Origin of the sequence: Paenibacillus albidus (genome assembly GCF_014644435.1) — a bacterium.
GTDB classification, from domain to species: domain Bacteria; phylum Bacillota; class Bacilli; order Paenibacillales; family Paenibacillaceae; genus Paenibacillus_AQ; species Paenibacillus_AQ albidus.
Window position 1 is genome coordinate 65,863 of the sequence record NZ_BMKR01000010.1, and the last position, 17,378, is coordinate 83,240.

General features: G+C 56.4%; 15 protein-coding genes and 1 pseudogene. 2 read left to right on the forward strand and 14 right to left on the reverse strand.

Annotated features, from left to right (window positions below; translation table 11 throughout):
* Positions 1-34: 34 nt before the first annotated feature.
* Positions 35-550, reverse strand: a pseudogene (locus IEY53_RS35120) (TerD family protein); the annotation flags it as partial.
* Between the two features lie 152 nt (positions 551-702).
* Between IEY53_RS35120 and IEY53_RS13770 the strand changes: the two are divergent.
* Entirely contained in the window at positions 703-1,350 is a 648-nt protein-coding gene (locus IEY53_RS13770) for a 3'-5' exonuclease (RefSeq protein WP_189025766.1), read from the forward strand.
* Between the two features lie 114 nt (positions 1,351-1,464).
* Here the strand turns inward: IEY53_RS13770 and IEY53_RS13775 are convergent, their stop codons facing one another.
* Positions 1,465-2,421, reverse strand: coding sequence for a 3'-5' exoribonuclease YhaM family protein (locus tag IEY53_RS13775; RefSeq protein WP_189025768.1), 957 nt, complete (start codon positions 2,419-2,421; stop codon positions 1,465-1,467).
* 185 nt (positions 2,422-2,606) lie between these two features.
* Between IEY53_RS13775 and hemH the strand changes: the two genes are divergently transcribed.
* The gene (gene hemH, locus IEY53_RS13780) at positions 2,607-3,674 is read left to right on the forward strand and encodes a ferrochelatase (RefSeq protein WP_189025770.1); all 1,068 of its coding nucleotides are present in this window, start codon (positions 2,607-2,609) and stop codon (positions 3,672-3,674) included.
* Positions 3,675-3,694: 20 nt separating this feature from the next.
* On the opposite strand, the gene IEY53_RS13785 is transcribed toward hemH, so the two are convergent.
* The 12 genes from IEY53_RS13785 to IEY53_RS13840 form a co-directional block, all read right to left on the reverse strand.
* Entirely contained in the window at positions 3,695-4,150 is a 456-nt protein-coding gene (locus IEY53_RS13785; RefSeq protein WP_189025772.1) for an IDEAL domain-containing protein, read from the reverse strand.
* A 315-nt stretch (positions 4,151-4,465) separates the two neighbouring features.
* Positions 4,466-6,280, reverse strand: a complete 1,815-nt coding sequence (locus IEY53_RS13790) for an adenine deaminase (RefSeq protein ID WP_189025774.1) — start codon at positions 6,278-6,280, stop codon at positions 4,466-4,468.
* Between the two features lie 435 nt (positions 6,281-6,715).
* Positions 6,716-7,948 carry a pyridoxal-phosphate-dependent aminotransferase family protein gene (locus tag IEY53_RS13795; RefSeq protein ID WP_189025776.1) on the reverse strand — a complete coding sequence of 411 codons (1,233 nt, stop codon included), beginning with the start codon at positions 7,946-7,948 and terminating at the stop codon, positions 6,716-6,718.
* Positions 7,949-7,996: 48 nt separating this feature from the next.
* Positions 7,997-9,277 carry a Zn-dependent hydrolase gene (locus IEY53_RS13800; protein WP_229696142.1) on the reverse strand — a complete coding sequence of 427 codons (1,281 nt, stop codon included), beginning with the start codon at positions 9,275-9,277 and terminating at the stop codon, positions 7,997-7,999.
* 8 nt (positions 9,278-9,285) lie between these two features.
* Positions 9,286-10,680, reverse strand: a complete 1,395-nt coding sequence (gene allB / locus IEY53_RS13805; RefSeq protein WP_189025780.1) for an allantoinase AllB — start codon at positions 10,678-10,680, stop codon at positions 9,286-9,288.
* Between the two features lie 30 nt (positions 10,681-10,710).
* Entirely contained in the window at positions 10,711-11,079 is a 369-nt protein-coding gene (gene uraH, locus IEY53_RS13810) for a hydroxyisourate hydrolase (RefSeq protein WP_189025782.1), read from the reverse strand.
* Positions 11,080-11,083: 4 nt separating this feature from the next.
* Positions 11,084-11,599 carry a 2-oxo-4-hydroxy-4-carboxy-5-ureidoimidazoline decarboxylase gene (gene uraD / locus IEY53_RS13815; RefSeq protein ID WP_189025784.1) on the reverse strand — a complete coding sequence of 172 codons (516 nt, stop codon included), beginning with the start codon at positions 11,597-11,599 and terminating at the stop codon, positions 11,084-11,086.
* A gap of 93 nt (positions 11,600-11,692) precedes the next feature.
* Positions 11,693-12,622: an ABC transporter permease gene (locus IEY53_RS13820; protein ID WP_189025786.1), complete on the reverse strand. Its 930-nt coding sequence runs from the start codon at positions 12,620-12,622 to the stop codon at positions 11,693-11,695.
* Positions 12,623-12,641: 19 nt separating this feature from the next.
* Positions 12,642-13,760 (reverse strand): ABC transporter permease, encoded by a 1,119-nt coding sequence (locus IEY53_RS13825; RefSeq protein ID WP_189025788.1) that lies wholly within the window; start codon positions 13,758-13,760, stop codon positions 12,642-12,644.
* Positions 13,757-15,289: an ABC transporter ATP-binding protein gene (locus IEY53_RS13830; RefSeq protein ID WP_189025790.1), complete on the reverse strand. Its 1,533-nt coding sequence runs from the start codon at positions 15,287-15,289 to the stop codon at positions 13,757-13,759. The genes IEY53_RS13825 and IEY53_RS13830 overlap by 4 nt, the downstream gene beginning before the upstream one ends.
* A 109-nt stretch (positions 15,290-15,398) precedes the next feature.
* Complete coding sequence (locus IEY53_RS13835) at positions 15,399-16,568, reverse strand: BMP family ABC transporter substrate-binding protein (RefSeq protein ID WP_189025792.1); 1,170 nt, start codon at positions 16,566-16,568, stop codon at positions 15,399-15,401.
* A gap of 231 nt (positions 16,569-16,799) precedes the next feature.
* Positions 16,800-17,345, reverse strand: coding sequence for an NTP transferase domain-containing protein (locus IEY53_RS13840; RefSeq protein WP_229696158.1), 546 nt, complete (start codon positions 17,343-17,345; stop codon positions 16,800-16,802).
* Positions 17,346-17,378 lie beyond the last annotated feature (33 nt).

A 17,378-nucleotide genomic window follows, 5' to 3' on the forward strand; every position in this document is an offset into this window, starting at 1 on the left:
CTCCCTCTTCCAGCTCCAGTCCGTAATGGGTGCAAAGGGCCGCCAAACCTCCATTAAAACCGCTGCCGATCGCACTAAACTTCCATTCCGCGCCATGCCTGTACAGCTCTCCAACGACCACTGCTGTTTCTGCGGACAAATCAGCACCATACTCAAAACGGAAATATTCTTCGCCGCTGTCCTGATCGACCAAAGATAAATAGGCACCCGAGACGGCCAACATGGAATGTCCCAGCTTCTCGCCCTCATAAATGGTCAGGGTTACTGCTATTCTGGCAACGTCCGCAGGAAGCTGGTTCAATGAGACCCGGATGGCCTCCTTATCCCCTTGCTGTACCACGGAATGCTCAACCGTCCCGCCCATAAACAAGGGATTTCCATAAAATATAAAATGCTCATCCCGTTCACAAATGTCCTGTTCGGACAGTAGAAAAGCAGCCGCATCGACCCCCATTTCTTCCTTCCCGGCCGTCCAGCCGAAACGCAAGGCAAGGTTCCGGATGCTGTGCCCTTTGGTAATGTCTACCTTTTGTCCTTTTACAATTTGCATGCTTCATCTCCTGACCGTCAAGGTTCGCACCCTGCTCTGTTTATTTAATGAATATCATAGTTGCATCTTTTTGTAAATTCAGCGGATTGTGTTTAGTCTCCCCCTCCTTTAGTATGGGAGTATACACATGAGAGGGTGAGGAGCTTTTTAACATGGACTTTACCGCAATTGACTTTGAAACGGCTAATTCAAGCCGCTCCAGCGCATGCGCCTTGGGGCTTGTGGAAGTTACGGCAGGACGGATCAGTGCAGAGCATGTCTGGCTGATCGATCCGCAGCAGCGGTTTGACGGCATGAATATATCGATCCACGGGATTACCCCTTCCATGGTTCACGGCAAACCAACTTTTGCTGAACTGTGGCCCACGATTGAACCCCTGCTCAAAGGAAGGGTCGTCGTGGCGCATAATGCCGCTTTTGACATGAGTGTCCTGCGCTATTGTCTGGACGGCGAGACCCTCGCCTATCCGGAGTTTCAGTACCTCTGCACTTATATTCTGGGTAAAAAAATGCTGCTGGACCTGCCATCGCATAAACTGAATGTTGTCTCCCAGCATTTCGGGATTGCCCTCAGGCATCACGATGCCCTGGATGACGCCCGGGCCTGCGCAGCCATCATGCTCAAGCTGATGGAGCAGGAGGGACAATGGGACCCGCTGCTGCTGGCCGCCAGCCGGGGTTATCAGAGCGGGAAGATGTACGCGGGCGGCTACACGCCTTTCTCCGTACCGAAGAAACCCAAGAAGAAACGGGCCGTTAAGGAACTGCCCTCCGCAGCTTCCCGTTCGGTGACGGGATAACCCGGCAGAGCGCTTGTGGCTGACCAAAGGGACAAGGACCACAAGGACCATAACAAAACACCCAACAGGCGGGTTTTCCGCCGGATTGGGTGTTTTGTTGTATCCGTCTGTATTCTAAATCTTCAGGCGGTACACCGCCTTATTCTCAAGCCCCCGGATGAACGGAGTCCATTCATCCGTCTCCGGTGTAGTGTCAAGTGCATCCTCCACCATTTGCAGCTTGGCGTCCATGGCATCAATGTGATGCAGGGCGACCGCCTCGGCGGTCTGCGGCTGCACCGGACTGCCCCATTCCCCCAGATTATGATGAGACAACACCAGATGCTGCAATCCAAGCACTTTTTCCGAATCCAGAGCAATGTTGGAACGAATCGCCGCCTCTGTAATCCAGTTCGAGGCCATAGAGATGTGTCCGATCAGCTTACCCTGAACGCTGTAGTCGGAGACAATTCCGAGCTGCGAGATCATTTCCTCGGGTTTGGCGATATCATGCAGAAGGATACCGGCTTTCAGCAGATCGGGATTCAGGAACGGGCGCTGTTTGCACAGGAAATCGCCTATTTCCAGCATGCGCACGATATGATACGCAAGTCCGGCAAAATAAGCATGATGATGTGTCTTCGCCGCCGGATAATGCATCAATTTCTCTTCTACCTTGTCGACACAAAAAGCGACGATGGTGGCAATCTCCGGATCCTTGATGCTGGCCATCACATTTTTAATGGTATGAACCAGATCGACGGGGCGGATCGGCGCTGAACGGATAAAATCAGTCAGGGCTACGCCGTCGGTTTCGTTAACCAGTCTCATTTTGGACACTTTAATTTGCAGCTTTTCTCTGTAGGTATGCGCAAGTCCGCGCACCTTGACCAGCCCCATCGGAAAAAAAGTCTCTTTATCCGCCGTACTGACATCCCAGAATTTAGCGGACAGCTGTCCGCTTGAATCACCCAACACCATATCAAAGTAATCCTTTGGAGGATTACCATTCGTTTGTTTAACCGTCAGCTCCCTCAGTAGATAAAAGCCGACAAATTCATCTTGCGGAGCTAGCTGTTTGATCATTGTCATGTAGAAGCCTCCCATTAATCACAGGCTTGGATACCTGCTCTGTCTACTACACTTTTGACATACACCTGCGAAATTCCTTTAAATTCACAAAAAGCCCACGGAACACTATGCCCGTTTTCATTGTGCCTTGAATACAATCATGCTATTTTTAAACGATCCCAAGATTACGGAAAGGGGTTTCTGCGATGAACCCACAGCCTCCTATCGGAGTCATACTTGCCCAAATCGGAACGCCCGCCGCACCCACCGCACAAGCCGTGCGTCCTTATCTGCGGCGTTTTCTCTCCGACCGCCGGATCATTGATTATCCGCCGCTCCTCTGGCAGCCTCTGCTGCGGGGGATTATCCTGCGGGTTCGCCCGCGCCGGTCCGCCCGGCTGTACAAAGAAATCTGGAGCGAATCCGGTTCTCCGCTGCTGCTCCACTCACGGGCACAACAAGCCGGCCTCCAGAAGCTGCTTGGGCCTGACTACCGGGTTGAGCTTGGCCTGGCCTACAGTGAACCCGGTATGGAACAAGCCATGTCCCTGCTGGAGAAGGCCGGTGTGACACGGATCATCATAGTTCCGCTGTTCCCGCAATATTCTTCCACGACCACTGCCTCCGTCTATGATGCGGCTTGCTTTGCCGCCCTTGGACGCCACAGCGCCGGCGGACCGGTGACCAAACGTTTTGTGCCAACGCTCCGTTTCATGGAAGCGTATTATGATGCTCCGGGCTATATCTCGGCCATGCAGGCCCATTTGCAGCGTCAATTGGCCGATCTGCCGGAAGAACCGGATTATTATGTGCTCACTTTTCACGGCATTCCCGAGCGGTATGCGGATACCGGTGATCCCTATCCGCAGCAATGCAAGGAAACAGCCCGGCTGCTGGCTGCCGCCATGAACTGGGAGGAGGGACGCTGGCAGGTAACGTTTCAATCGCGGTTCGGACGTGAGCCCTGGGTAGGTCCTGCCACAGCGGAGGTGCTGGGGGAGCTGGCAGGACGGGGCATCCGCCGGCCAATGATTTTCTCACCGGGACTGGTTACGGATTGCCTGGAGACTCTGCACGAGCTCGCTGTAGAAGGCCGCGAGTTATTTGCCGCCGGCGGCGGGGACGCTGCGAACTTCTGTGCCGCTCCATGCTTGAATGCAGACGGGCAATGGCTGGATTTCCTGGCCCGCAATGTGATCGACAACGCCGGGAGCTGGCAGCCGCAGAAAAGCCGCCTCCCCGCAGAAATATGCGAAGAAAGCGGCTTACGATAAAAACATCTATTCAATCCGTCTTAGGCGGTAAGTTGTTTGTATTTCCGGGTCAGCTCTTCGAACCATTGTTTGTCCTGCAGCGCCAGCGCGAAGTCAATCAATTCGGCAATCTCGCTCGGCTGAAGCTCCGGCGAATCATTAAAGGAGATCTCGGCCGTAGCCGCTGCAGCCCCGTTGGCCCCTTCGGCAAAATCAAACGAAAAGTCGAGCTTGATCTCACTCTCCATAAATTCGTTGCGCAGGAAGTACAGCACCTCACACATAAGCACAGGTCTGACATGATTATCGGCGAAGACGCAATCCATAACTTTTGCCCAATACTGCTGATTGTTGAGGTGCAGCTTATCGTTGGTCAAGAGATACTTTTCTCCTTGAAAATCATTAACAAATCTCAGCTCAAGCGGCTCCATTTTGAAAATTGCGGCAATTTGCTTTTTGGCGATACTCACAATATCCTGCGTTTCTAATCTGATCATCTCTCACGCACCCCATCTCTCTTATTTGGACTTTCCGTAATTTCTCTGCATACTCGCGGCAACTTCATACCATTCATTAATTATTTATTTAAAATTATTATCGTCTAATTCGTATACTTTGTTAATGCTTTTTACTGAATTCGTCAAATAAATGTTTCATTTTTTTGAGATTTGTTTAATATATGAGTCTTTTGCGTGCTGACACCCTCATTTACACAACTAAAAACCCGTCAGCATTATGCTGGCGGATTTTGGCAGGAGCTTTTCAGTTGCACACTTCATAAATCTAAATCTAAAAAACCGGGACAGCCGGGTCTATTTTACAAACAGCGGCACCAGCTGAATTCCCTCCTCCGGGGAGATCCGCACCAGGCCTTTGTCAGACAGGCGCAAGGTCGGGATGACCGCCAGGGCCAGCAGAGATAGAGTCATGAAAGCATAGTTCAGGGTACAGCCCGCGTCGTACAACGCTTTGCTGACCGCCGCCGACTGGGCGGCTGCAGTCTCGAACGGCTCGGCGGACATAAGCCCGGCGATGGCAAGCGGGAACAGGGTTGTTCCGGCTGCCGTTAGGACGGCTACCCCGCCCTGGACATCGACCACCGCGTTGACCGCTTGGGCCATTAATTCGTCATCGTTGCCGATGACCAGTATGTTGTGGCTGTCATGGGCAACGGTCATGGCAATGGCGGCCGGCTCATGGAAACCGATGCCCTCCACCACGGCCACGGATTGATTGCCGGTACCGTGGTGGCGTTCGAGCACGGCGATTTTGCACAGGCCAGCTACTCCGTGAACCTGAAGTTTCCCGTTCACTACCGGAATCGTATGGATACGCTCAATTGTCTCCACATGATTCTCCAGAACCTGAATGACCCGGGTGGCGATGCTGCCAGAGGCAATCGGCGCAGGGATAATAAAGTCCCCGGCCACCGGACGCTGCGGTAAATGAACCGAAGCCAGCACCTCGTCCGGATAGGTGAATGCAGGCAGATCCGTTGTCATAACTCCGTTCTCGGCAACCACCACACCGGAAGCAATGGTGAGCACTACATTGACATCAGCCAGATTGCCATCCAGCAATATGATATCGGCACAAGAGCCGGGCGTAATCGAGCCGATATCCCGGGCAACCCCGAAACGCTCGGCCGTATTGATCGTCGCCATTTGAAAGGCGGTGACTGGCTTCACGCCTTGGGAGATGGCATGGCGGACCACAAAGTCCATATGCCCTTCATCCCGCAGCGATTCCGAGCTGCGGTCATCGGTAACGAGCAGCATCCGCCGCGGGTCCAGCCCATGTTCCGTATGTGCGGTAATCGTTTGGGCAACGTCATGCCAGGCAGAGCCGCGGCGCATTTTGGCATACATGCCCAGCCGTACCCGTTCAATAACATCCTGCGCCGTAACACATTCGTGATCGCCGCTCACACCTGCTGCCGCATACACCGGCAGTCTCCAGTCACTGGACGGCCAGGTGAAATGACCGTCCGCTACCCGGCCTGCACGCAAAGTCTCCTGAATCTCGCCGATCATTTTATCATCACCGTACACGACGCCGGGAAAGTTCATCACTTCGCCGAGGCCGATCACATCCGCGCCCCAGGTATAGGCTTCGGCCACTTCCGCAGGTCCGATGGATGCGCCGGTGGTTTCGATGTCCGCCCCGGCCGCAGGCACGCAGGAAGCTACCTGCATGTAGGCGGCCAGCGGAGTGCCGCGCATCTCGTCGAGCATCAGCTTGATGCCCTTCAGCCCGAACACATTGGCAATCTCGTGCGCATCAAAAAAGCCCCCGGTGGTCCCCAGCGGCAGCACCGCCCGGGCGAATTCGGTCACAGTCAGCTGGGTGCTCTCAATATGGCAATGTCCGTCAAGCAGCCCCGGTGCGATATATTTGCCGCTTGCCTCAATGACCCGGGTGTCATCGCCGATCATATGGGAGACATCTTTGCCGACATAGGCGATACGGCCCCCTTGAATGCCGACAGACATTCCTTCCAGAATCTCGCCGGAGCATACATTGACCAGCTTTCCTCCGGTAATGACCAGTGAAGCCGGCCGATCGCCCCGGGCCGTAGCGACCAGTTCAGGCACACAGTCGGCTAAAGGTTTTCTAGTAAAAGTCATTATTTTTTCTCTCCCCTCGTCTACTTCCCCAGCGTGTATTAAATAGCAGTCTGCAAACCGCCGTCCTCCCGTTTACCCGTGCTTCGATTGAGAGAGAGGTTCTGATGTATTTAGTGCAGCGTAATCGCCTTTCGGATACTCAAAAGTCCATTCTGATGTATTTCGTACAGTGTAAAATTAGAAAACAGGCGTTTTTCAGTAATCCCCGCTATTTCTGATGCATTAAATGCAGTCAAATCGAACATCAAGGCCGGTAAACCCGCAGCCTGATGTACAAAATGCAGCGAAACACCCCTTTAAACCTTGGTGTGGTGTGCCGTTCCATGCATCCATAAGGCGAAATATCTCCCTCTTTCCCCGTAGCAAAAACGGCATGACGTCCATGGACGAAAGGCCGCTGTATGGCAGTGCTCGGCTTCTCAAGTATTCCACTGATTATCCACTTTCCGCTTCATATACGTCAAGCGCCGCCTGTACTGCGCGGCCGCAGGCTACCGGATACCCGTGGCGTTGCAGAGCGGCTTCCAGAGCCCCAAGCAGCCGCAGCACGTTGTTCTCACGGCAGCTGAAGCCCATTGTGCCGATGCGCCAGATCAGCCCTTTCAGGGGGCCGAAGGAGCTGGCGATTTCGATGCCAAAGTGCTCCAGCAGCAGCGAGCGCACGGCTTCGCCGTCGATCCCTTCCGGGATAAGCACACAGGTCACGACCGTCAGCTTGCAATCCGGATCGCCATAGAGCGCAAGCCCCATCGCCGTCAGCCCGGCCACGAGAGCCTGCTCATGCAGCTTATGCCTCGCGTACCTCGCTTCCAGCCCTTCCTCCAGCACCAGCCGCAAGCCTTCGCGCAGCGCATAGAGCATGGAGGTCATTTCCGTATGATGATTCAGCCGGGCGGGGCTCCAGTAGTCCTGAAGCATGCTTAAATCGAAATAATTGCTGCGGACAAAAGAGTGCTCCCCCGGCTGCACCTCCCCACCTCTCAGCCCGCGCTCCACCCGCTTGCGCTTCAGCAGCTTTGCTTCGGCGCGCGCATTGTACGTGACCGGGGCCATTCCGGCTGGCACCGACAGGCATTTCTGGGTGCCGCCGACAACGGCATCCAGCTTCCAGGCATCCGTCCTGACGGGAATGCCGCCGATGGTCGCCACAGCATCCACGATCAGCAGCGCATCTTGCTCCCGGCAGGCCTGCCCGATCTCCGCCAGCGGCTGCACACGCCCCGTAGAAGTCTCGCCATGCACCAGAGCGACAACATCGGGCCTTATCCTCTTCATGGCGGCGATGATCTCCCCCGGCTCGAAGACGCTGCCCCAGCCGGTTTCTATCGTATGCACCTCCGCACCGCAGCGCTCGGCTATCTCATGGAGAAGATGCCCGAACCGGCCGTAGACCGGCACCAGCACCCGGTCCCCCGGCGCGATCAGGCTGACCATCACCGCTTCAATACCGGAGCGGGAGGTGCCGTCCACCGGATACGCCCACTGGTTGCCGGTAGCGAACAGCTCGCGCAGCATCTCCATCGTTTCATTCATGATACCGGTAAATTCCGGGTCAAATTGGCCCAGTACCGGAAAAGACATCGCCCGCAGCACACGCGGATCAACCTCCACGGGTCCCGGGGTCATTATGCAGCGCAGCGATGGCGACAAGTCTTCATACCGCTTCATGAGCCTTTCCCCCTCTAATGTTCAGTAACGCATAGCTGCGGTACACATCTATATTCCTGTCTCCTTATATGCAAGATCATATAACAAGGCCGTCAGCACCTCGAGGCCGGCCGCCAGCTCCCCGGGTGAAGTGTATTCCTCCGGCGAGTGGCTGATTCCAGCCCGGCTCGGCACAAAAATCATCGCGGTTCTACACCTCGGGGCGAACAGTTGGGCGTCATGCCCGGCACCACTCACCATCCTCCGGTGCGTCCGGCCCTGCTCCCGGCAGATCCGCTCCAGTCTTTCGTATAATCCGCTGTCCATCAAGGCCGGAACGGCACAGAGCGCCCGGGTCATCGTCAGCTTCAGCCCGCGCCGTTCCGCAATTTCCTCATAAGCCGAGATCACCCGGTTACAAAACCGCTCCAGTGCGTCTTCCTCACTATGACGAATATCGAGTGTGAACAGCACTTCTCCGGGAATTACATTCGGCGTATTCGGCTTAACCTCCAACCTGCCGGCGGTAGCCACCAGCGGTTCCCCCGCCTCAAGTGCCGCGCGTTCCAGCACCATCAGCATCTCGGCAGCACCGGCCAGCGCATCCTGGCGCATGTGCATCGGGGTCGTCCCGGCATGATTGGCTGTTCCGTCCAGCGTAACCGTGAACCGTCTCTGACCGGCAATCGCCTGAACGATCCCAATCTGGGTCGCCGTCTTCTCCAGGATAACCCCCTGTTCAATATGCAGCTCGACAAAAGCGCCAATATCACTCCTCAGCGCGGTTTTGCCGGTTCCTGCAATACGAACCGCACCGTTGCCTGCCGCCTCTTCTTCTCCGCCAAGTCCACAACCGCTCAGCGCCGCCGCAAGTGTCACTCCCTCAGCATCGGCGACCCCCTCCGCTTCACTTCCGTCATACAACCCCGTCACCTGGCCGGAGCCCCAAAAAGTAAGCGGAAACCGGCTGCCCTCTTCCTCGCAAAAAGACACTGCCTCCAGTGTACGCAGCGGCTGCCCGAACGTACGCCGCAAGTACCCCAGCGCCATAACCGCAGCAGCGATGCCATAAGCTCCGTCATATTTCCCGCCGCTCACCACAGTATCGATATGGGATCCGGTTACAATCACTTTCGCCGCCGGATCAGCGCCTTCCAGCCGTCCATAGACATTACCAACGGGATCTGACCTGACTTCAAGTCCGAGTTCCGACATGGTTGCCAGCACCAAAAGCTGGGCTTCCCGCCACTGCGGCGTATACAGCAGCCGGGTCACCCCCGGGCCGGGGGCGCTGAACAACGCCAGCTCTTCCAGCAGCTCCTGCATCTCTAGCGCATACTCCAACGGCATTCCGGCCTTCATCGGCCGATCCGGCCTCCGGTGAGTCGCAGCCACTGGCCACCCCCGCCTGAAGGCACTCCGTCTTCCGCAGTATACACGACCGTTCCACGGCTAAGTGTAGCAGTGACTTTGCAGGATAAAGTCATGCCGGTATAAGGACTATGCTTATGGCGATACAACAAATCATCAGCGGCAAGGGTGTAGGCACCGTGAGGGTCCAGGAGGACCAGGTCGGCATCAAGACCAACAGCAATGGAGCCTTTGCGGTCCTCAAGCCCGAAGCGCCTGGCCGGAAGCTCTGAGAGCAGCTGTGAAATCAGCGTCACCGGGAGGCCCCTGACATGCACGCCTTCATGGAACATCAGCTCCAGGCTGCTCTGTGCCCCGGAAATCCCGCCCCAGGCTTCAAAAAAAGACAACCCCGGCTCCAGCTTGAGCTCCGGCGGACATGGGGAGTGGTCCGAGGCAATAAGATCAATTTTGCCTTGTGCCAGCACATGCCAAAGCTTCTCCTGTTCTTCCCGGCTACGCAGCGGCGGTGCACACTTCGCCAGCGGGCCAAGGTAATCCATATGCCGCTCGTTAAGCAGCAGGTAGTGGGGGCATGTCTCCGCAGATACATCCATTCCGCGCATCTTCGCGGCGTGGATCTTCTCAATGGCCGCCGCCGTGCTGATATGCACAAAATGCAGCCTGCAGCCGGTCCGCTCGCTGTACAGAAGCGCTCTCGACACCGCTTCAAGCTCTGCTTCGGCAGGGCGGGCAGCCGCAAAGTCGCGGGCGCTGTTCCGGCCCTCCGAAGAGGCCGCCGCTGACAATACAGCGGTCATCTCTTCACTTTCGGCATGCAGCGCCAGAATGCCGCCGAATGAGGCGATTCTGACCATCCCCTGATACAGGGTTTCATCATCAACTTCACGGAAACGTCCTTCGCCTTCCCCTCCGGGATTGCTGATAAACGCTTTGAACCCGATTACACCGCACGCCGCCAGTTCTTCCAGATCGTCCAGATTCCCTGGCACCAGCCCTCCCCACAGCATATAATCCACAGCGGAATTCCCGGCGGCGAGTCCAGCCTTCAATTCCAGCGCGGCTTTGTTCACCGTTGGCGGATTGCCGTTCAACGGCATATCGGCATACGTGGTGCAGCCACCGGCAGCAAGTGCCGCCGAACCGCTGCGGAAGCCCTCCCAATGGCCAAACGCCGGTTCATTGAAATGAACATGCATATCGATCATGCCCGGCAGCACATATTGTCCTTCGGCATCCATGATCAGGGTGTCCGGTGCAAGGGGCAGCGATTCACCCAAGGCGGCAATACAGCCGCCGCTGATGCCGATGTCCAATTTCACCACTTTGCCGGGCAGCACTACCGTTCCATTTTTGATCACCAGCTCATACAAATCCTTCATGAAACGCCACCTCCGGTCATTCAATTGGTCTTAGCTTCCCCGGTACGTACTGTATCCCCCCGGAGCCATGAGCAGCGGACAATGATAATGCTCAGCTGGGCTTCCTATGTTAAAGCGAATGGGAATGTGTTCGAAGAAACAAGAAACCGGCTCTCCCTCCGCCTCTCCGGTTGCTCTCTTGCGGAAATAATCTCCGGCCATAAACAGCAGCTCGTAGCTGCCCGCTTCCATCTCCGCCCCTTCCAGCAGCGGAGTATCCAGCCTGCCGTCACGGTTGGTGACGGCTTCGCACAGCAGCTCGGCAGCTCCTTCCTTCAGCCGCCGGAGCTGTACCGCCACCCCGGCAGCCGGAGTGCCCTGTGACAGGTCCAGCACATGCGTTGTCAGCCGTCCGCTCATAACATCAGCCCTCCCTCACCAAATCACGCAGGCGGAATCCGGTGATGTGGCCGATTTCCGCCTGCGCCTGCGCCCATTCTTCGTCCCGGGAACGGTGAACCCGCTTCCCGATGGCTTCTATAATCTCATCTTTGGTTTTGCCGCGCACTGCCAGAATAAAGGGAAACTTAAATTTGTCGGTATACTTCCGTTTCAGCTCATTCAGCAGCGTAAATTCCTCAGGCGTCAGCCGGTCCAGTCCGGCTCCCCGCTGCTCGGCTGCCGACAGCGGTGTGACCTGAAGCCGGGTGGCGAGATCCGGATGAGCGCTCAGCAACGCCGCCACCTGTCCGCGTTCCGCCTGGCACGCCGTGTCCAGCATCGTCTTGTGCAGTTCCTCGACAGAGCGGAAAGGAATATGCCGGTAAGCTCCCTCGGCGACCCAGGGCGAATGCTCAAAAATCCCGCCCAGGGCCGCGATGAACGCCGCCTTGTCCATGGCGTTAATCTCATCCAGTGTTACAGTAAATGACGGTGTCATCTTTTTTACCAGCCCCTCTCTTCGATTATGAATTCAACACAGCAATTATCCCTGTAGCCCCTAACGCCAGCGCTAGGTTCTTTGGCCCCCAGGCTAAAACCGTTGCTCCCGGATATAAGGCACACCCAGTGCCTCCGGTGTACCGGAAGGTTTGTTGCGGTTGCGGTACCCCAGGTACATCAGAACGAGTATGGTTACGATGTAGGGGATCATTTTGAGAAAATAGGGCGGCACTGTGCTGCCCAGCAGTTGAATACGGAAGCCGAGGGAATCCAGTGCTCCGAAAAAGCAGGCGCAAAATAGCGCACGCAGCGGATTCCACCTGGCAAAGATGACCAGCCCGACCGCAATCCAGCCGCGGCCCGCCGTAAGACCTTCGTTCCAGGTCGGTGCATACGCCAGCACCATATCCGCTCCGGCGAGGCCAATAAGGGCCGCCCCGGCAATTACATAACTGTAGCGGATCAGCTGAACACGGATGCCCATGACATCCGCCGTCGCGGGATTGTCGCCGACTGCCCGCAGATGCAGCCCCCAGGATGTCCGGTGAATCAGCAAATGCAATACGAGTACCAGCAGCAGGCTGAGCCAGGTCAGATAATCCATGCGGCCAAAAATCGGGCCCAGTACCGGGATCGGCTCCAGCCAGGGGAGATGCAGCTTGGGCGAGGTTCCCGGCAGCGGAATGCCGCTGACCGGTTTGCCCAGATAGGCGCTGAGGCCGCTGCCGAACAAGGTCATCGCCAGGCCCGACATAGTCTGGTTTGCACGCAGCGTCACACAGAGGAACGAATGCAGCAGACCGAACACAGCGGTCACCGCTACGGTGGCCAGCAGGGCAAGCCATAAATTGCCGGTGCGGAGGTAGACAATACAGGTGGTAACCGCCCCCATCAGCATTAGCCCATCGGCTCCAAGCTGGATAATTCCGGCACGTTCATTGAGAATGCCGCCTAAGGTGGCCAGCAGCAGCGGCGTTCCAGCCGAGATTGCGGCGATTAACAATTGTGTAGTGAAATCCATGGCCTAACTCCTTTCCGGGCTAAACACTCCGGCGTATGCGGAACCGGTGAATCATTTCCCCGGCGATCAGAAAAAACAGAATGGAGCCCTGCAGCATTTCCGAAATCGACGAAGGGAGGCCAATAGTCTGAACGCTGTAGCCCCCGACGATCAGGCCGCCGAACAGTACCGAGGTCAAGATCAGACCCAGCGGATTAAGCTTGGCGAGCCAGGCCACGATGATTGCCGTATAGCCGTATCCCGGCGAGATACCCTGCATCAGCTTATGCGTCACACCCGACACCTCCGCCATTCCGGCCACTCCGGCCAACCCGCCGCTGATCAGCATCACGATTATAATGTGGCGCTTGATATGAATCCCCGCATAACGGGCAGCCGCCGGATTGGCGCCCATCAGCTTCAGCTCATACCCCCAGCGGGTGAAGCGGATCATCAGGAAATAGATCAATACCGCTACAAGCCCGAATACCAGCCCGATATGCAGCCGTGTGCTTCCGAGAACCGGCAGCGACTGCGCTGCGGTAAACATGGGTGAGCCGGGAAAGTTAAAACCTTTCGGATCTTTCCAAGGCCCGAAGACGACATAATCCAGCGCAAGCAGCGCCACATAATTCAGCATCAATGAGGTAATCAGCTCATTCACGCCGAAATGAGTCCGCGGCACAGCCGTCATCAGCCCCCAGAGCGCTCCGGCAGCAATGCCCAGCAGCAGCATCAGCAGAATGGACCAGAAGGAAGAGAGTCCCGGACAATAAATCGTCACCGCCGTAGCCGCCATCGCACCTACGGTAAGCTGTCCTTCCGCCCCGATATTCCAGACGGAAATCCGGTAGGCCACGGCGATGCCGAGGCCGCAGAGGAGCAGCGGAATCGCCTTTACCATCGTCTCAGTAAAGCCGTAGGCGGTGCCGAAAGCGCCGCGGAACATTCGCTCATAGACGGTTATCGGGCTCATGCCATTAGCGGCAATAAAGATCGCGCACAGCACCAGAGCCAGAACGACCGACAGGATCGGTGTCCACCAAGGGGATCGCGCCCGGCTTGAATCATATTCGAGCCGGTAAGACATCCGCCAGACTGACTTGCCGGGAGGAGCAGGACGGGATACTGCAGCATTGCTGCGGTTCTCCAGACTCATACCGCATCCCCCTCTCTGCTCCGAACTCCGGCCATCAGCATGCCGAGGGTCTCCCGGTCCGCTTCTTCATGTGTTTTTTCACCGATAATCGCGCCGCCGTACATCACCAGAATCCGGTCAGACAGCTGGAGCAGCTCATCCAGATCCTCCGAGATTAGCAGCACCCCGCTGCCTGAACCGCGCAGCTCCATCAGCAGCTCATGCACACCCGCCGTGGCCCCGACATCCAGCCCCTGCGTCGGGTGAACGGCAACCATCAGCTTCGGACGATGGCTGACTTCGCGGGCGAAGAGCAGCTTTTGCTGATTGCCCCCGGAGAGCTGCTGGACCGGAGTGTCGAGCCCCGGTGTCTTGACGTCGAACCGCTGCACCAGCTCCTGCGACCAGGAACGGTTTTTGCCCGTCTTCAGAAATCCGTAAGTGGAATGGTCGGTACTGCGGTACGATTTGAACAGCAGGTTATCCACGGAACCGAGACGGCCGGCGAGTCCGCTCTTCATGCGGTTCTCGGGCACATGGGAAATGCCCGCGTCGATCGCCCCGCGCACCGAAGCCAATTTCACCGTATTCCCGTCAAATATAATTCCGCCCTTTTTCCAAGCCCGAAGTCCCGTCAGCACCTCTGCCAGCTCCTTCTGTCCATTGCCGGCCACTCCGGCCACCCCGACGATTTCCCCTTTGCAGACACTTAAGGACAGGTTATCCAGCGCCTTGCGCCCATGATCGGCAAAGACCTCCAGATTCTTCACTGTAAGCAGCGCTTCACCCCCGGCTGTTTCCCGCTCCCGCCTCTTAATCGTGACCTCCCGGCCTACCATCAGACGGGCCAGCTCCAGCTCATCGGTATCTGCCGTCGCCAGCGTGGCAATCATTTTGCCCTTACGCATGATGGAAATGCGATCCGTGGCTGCCATAACCTCCTTCAGTTTATGAGTGGTCATAATGACCGTTTTGCCTGCCTGTCTCATTACACGCAGCGTATGAAAGAGCTGCTCCGCTTCCCCTGGCGTCAGCACGGAGGTTGGCTCATCCAGGATGATAATATCCGCGCCGCGGTACAGCGTTTTGACAATCTCGACCCGCTGCTGCTCACCGACCGACAGCTGCCAGATGGGACGGTCTGCGGGAAAGGCCAGCCCGTAACGCTTCGCCAGTTCTTCTATCTCCTGATACTTGCGCTTGATGTACCCGCCACCGCGCCAGAAAGACGATTTTTCGCCAAGCACGATATTCTCCGCAGCCGTGAGACTCTGCACCAGCCGGAAATTCTGAAACACCATTCCGACGCCGAGTACAGCCGCATCTTTTGGGGAACGGATTTTGGCCGTTTTTCCGTGAATGAAGATTTCTCCCTCATCGGCCCGGTACACCCCTGACAGCATGCTCATGACCGTGCTTTTGCCCGCCCCGTTTTCGCCCAGCAGCGCATGAATCTCACCCGCATTTGCCGAAAAATCGACTTGATCGCTTGCCGTCACCGTGCCGAATTTCTTCACAATTCCGCGCATCTCCACCGACGTTGTCAACATGATGGAACGCCTCCTCCCCCTTATACTTATAGTACGGGTGGGGAAGGTCCCTCCCGGAACCCGCCCCACCCATAGTGTTCTGCTTCAGTATGCAGTTTCGTCAGGAGGACTATTGCGGAATTGTACCTTCCACGCCGTTGACGAGCCAGTTCATGCCCAGCACTTCCTCAAGCGTCAGCTTTTGGCCGTCCTGAATCTTCACATTGCCCTGGTTATCCGAGACTGGCCCGGTGAAAACATTAAGCTCTCCGCTGATGATCTTGGCCTTGGCTTCCTCCACCAGCTGCTTCACCTCATCCGGCACCTTGTTGCCGAACGGAGCCAGCTCCACCATGCCGTCCTTCATGTCTCCGGAGTACTGCTCGCTTTTCCAGGTTCCATCCATAACGGACTGTACGGCTTTTACGTAATAAGGGCCCCAATTCCATACCGGGTTCGTCAAATAATGATCAGGTGCGTATTTGCTCATATCAGAGTCATTCCCGCCTGCAAAAGCACCCCGTTCCGCAGCAGCTTGCAGTGTCGCAGGGGAATCCTGATACGCCAGCAGCACATCTGCACCTTTGTCGAGCAAGCTGATCGCCGCCTGGCGTTCGGTCGCCGGGTCATACCAGGTATTCGTCCAGACGACGCTGACCTTGGCTTCCGGGTTCACGCTTTGTGCACCCAGGGCAAAGGCATTCAGGTTATAAATGACCTCGCTGATCGGAAAAGCGCCAACATAGCCGAGCTGATTATTTTTGGTCATCTTGCCGGCGGCAATTCCCGAAAGGTAGCTGGCCTCATAGTTTTTGCCGAAGTAGGTTCCCATGTTCTCCGCAGTCTTGTAGCCGGAAGCGTGGAGGAACTTCACGTTAGGGAACTTACCGGCTACATTCAAGGTGAAATCCATATATCCGAAGCTCGTGGTGAACACAATGTCATGGGTTTGCGCCAATTCGGTAATAATCCGTTCCGCGTCGGCACTTTCGGGGACATTCTCGACGAAGTCCGCTTGGATGCCAAGCTCCTTCTCCATGTACAAGCGGCCTTGATCGTGCTGGTAAGTGTACCCGCCATCACCGGGAGGCCCGATGTAGACAAAAGCGACCGTGGGCTTCTCCGCCGCCGGCTCTGTTGCTACTGGCGCTTCCCCGTCGTTACCCGTATTTGCCGCTGGCGCCTTTGTTGCCGCCGTATTCGTGGTCGCTGCGTTGTTGCCGCCACAGCCCGCCAGGATTACCGCAAACAGGAACATGAATGTCAAGCTGAAGGTTAAAGACCGGCCCCTTTTTTTCATACTTCTCCTCCTCCAAACTTATCTCCCCTAATGGCGACAGCCATTAATGTATCTCTACTATACTGAGACACCACCATCGCGTAAATTTAGTTGACATACGTTTGGTCCCACTTCTAAAAATAGCCGTTTCCTTTGTGCCTCATGCATGAAGCGGAGGAGGAGGTCACTTCATGGAGTTATATTTCATTACACTCAACTTGGAATTTGCACATCCGTCCCGTTATGCCCGCCTCAAACCTCAGCCTTAGCTTCCAGCACAACCCCTTTATAGTCTGGTGACCGCAAGAGCCCGGCCATCCCTTCATCCTCATTCAACCCTTGCAGGGCATTAAACATTGCTTTGGAAAATAAAGCCGGCGGCATCAGCAAACCGCAGCCTGCATCCGCCACGTAGTCCAGCTCCGGCGACTGTCTGAAGGTGTTGATCAGCCGGTTCACATGCAAGCTCGTAACCCCCGGCTGATCCGCCTGGGCAACAATGACGGCATCCGGCTGCAGCGGCAACACGGCATTCAGCCCGCAGCGCAGAGAGAACGAGAGGCCCAGATGGGCGGTCAGACAGGTCTCTGTGCGTCTTGCGCTTTGCTTGTTCACGGCTGGAGGCAGCCATTCCAGTGTATCATTCGCGCGCACGACAACTACCAGCGGCTCCAAGATGCAACACTCCAGCTCACGAAGCGAAGCCCTGCTGCCGGGAAACTCCTGAAGCTGCTGCCGGGCAGCTTTTGATATCCCCGTCCGCCTGTTATGTCCTGCTGCCAAGTATATACCGGCCACTTTCAATGTTCTCCACTCCTTGGGGCAGCTCCT

Excerpts from the sequence above, each read along its gene's own strand:
- uraH (WP_189025782.1), bottom strand. The coding sequence starts at position 11,079 with ATGAGCGGACGGCTGACAACGCATGTGCTGGACCTGTCACAGGGCACT.
- IEY53_RS13820 (WP_189025786.1), bottom strand. The coding sequence starts at position 12,622 with ATGGATTTCACTACACAATTGTTAATCGCCGCAATCTCGGCTGGAACG.
- hemH (WP_189025770.1), top strand. The coding sequence starts at position 2,607 with ATGAACCCACAGCCTCCTATCGGAGTCATACTTGCCCAAATCGGAACG.
- IEY53_RS13825 (WP_189025788.1), bottom strand. The coding sequence starts at position 13,760 with ATGAGTCTGGAGAACCGCAGCAATGCTGCAGTATCCCGTCCTGCTCCT.
- IEY53_RS13800 (WP_229696142.1), bottom strand. The coding sequence starts at position 9,277 with ATGCCGTTGGAGTATGCGCTAGAGATGCAGGAGCTGCTGGAAGAGCTG.
- IEY53_RS13830 (WP_189025790.1), bottom strand. The coding sequence starts at position 15,289 with ATGTTGACAACGTCGGTGGAGATGCGCGGAATTGTGAAGAAATTCGGC.
- IEY53_RS13770 (WP_189025766.1), top strand. The coding sequence starts at position 703 with ATGGACTTTACCGCAATTGACTTTGAAACGGCTAATTCAAGCCGCTCC.
- allB (WP_189025780.1), bottom strand. The coding sequence starts at position 10,680 with ATGAAGGATTTGTATGAGCTGGTGATCAAAAATGGAACGGTAGTGCTG.
- IEY53_RS13785 (WP_189025772.1), bottom strand. The coding sequence starts at position 4,150 with ATGATCAGATTAGAAACGCAGGATATTGTGAGTATCGCCAAAAAGCAA.
- IEY53_RS13835 (WP_189025792.1), bottom strand. The coding sequence starts at position 16,568 with ATGAAAAAAAGGGGCCGGTCTTTAACCTTCAGCTTGACATTCATGTTC.
- IEY53_RS13775 (WP_189025768.1), bottom strand. The coding sequence starts at position 2,421 with ATGACAATGATCAAACAGCTAGCTCCGCAAGATGAATTTGTCGGCTTT.
- IEY53_RS13790 (WP_189025774.1), bottom strand. The coding sequence starts at position 6,280 with ATGACTTTTACTAGAAAACCTTTAGCCGACTGTGTGCCTGAACTGGTC.
- uraD (WP_189025784.1), bottom strand. The coding sequence starts at position 11,599 with ATGACACCGTCATTTACTGTAACACTGGATGAGATTAACGCCATGGAC.
- IEY53_RS13795 (WP_189025776.1), bottom strand. The coding sequence starts at position 7,948 with ATGAAGCGGTATGAAGACTTGTCGCCATCGCTGCGCTGCATAATGACC.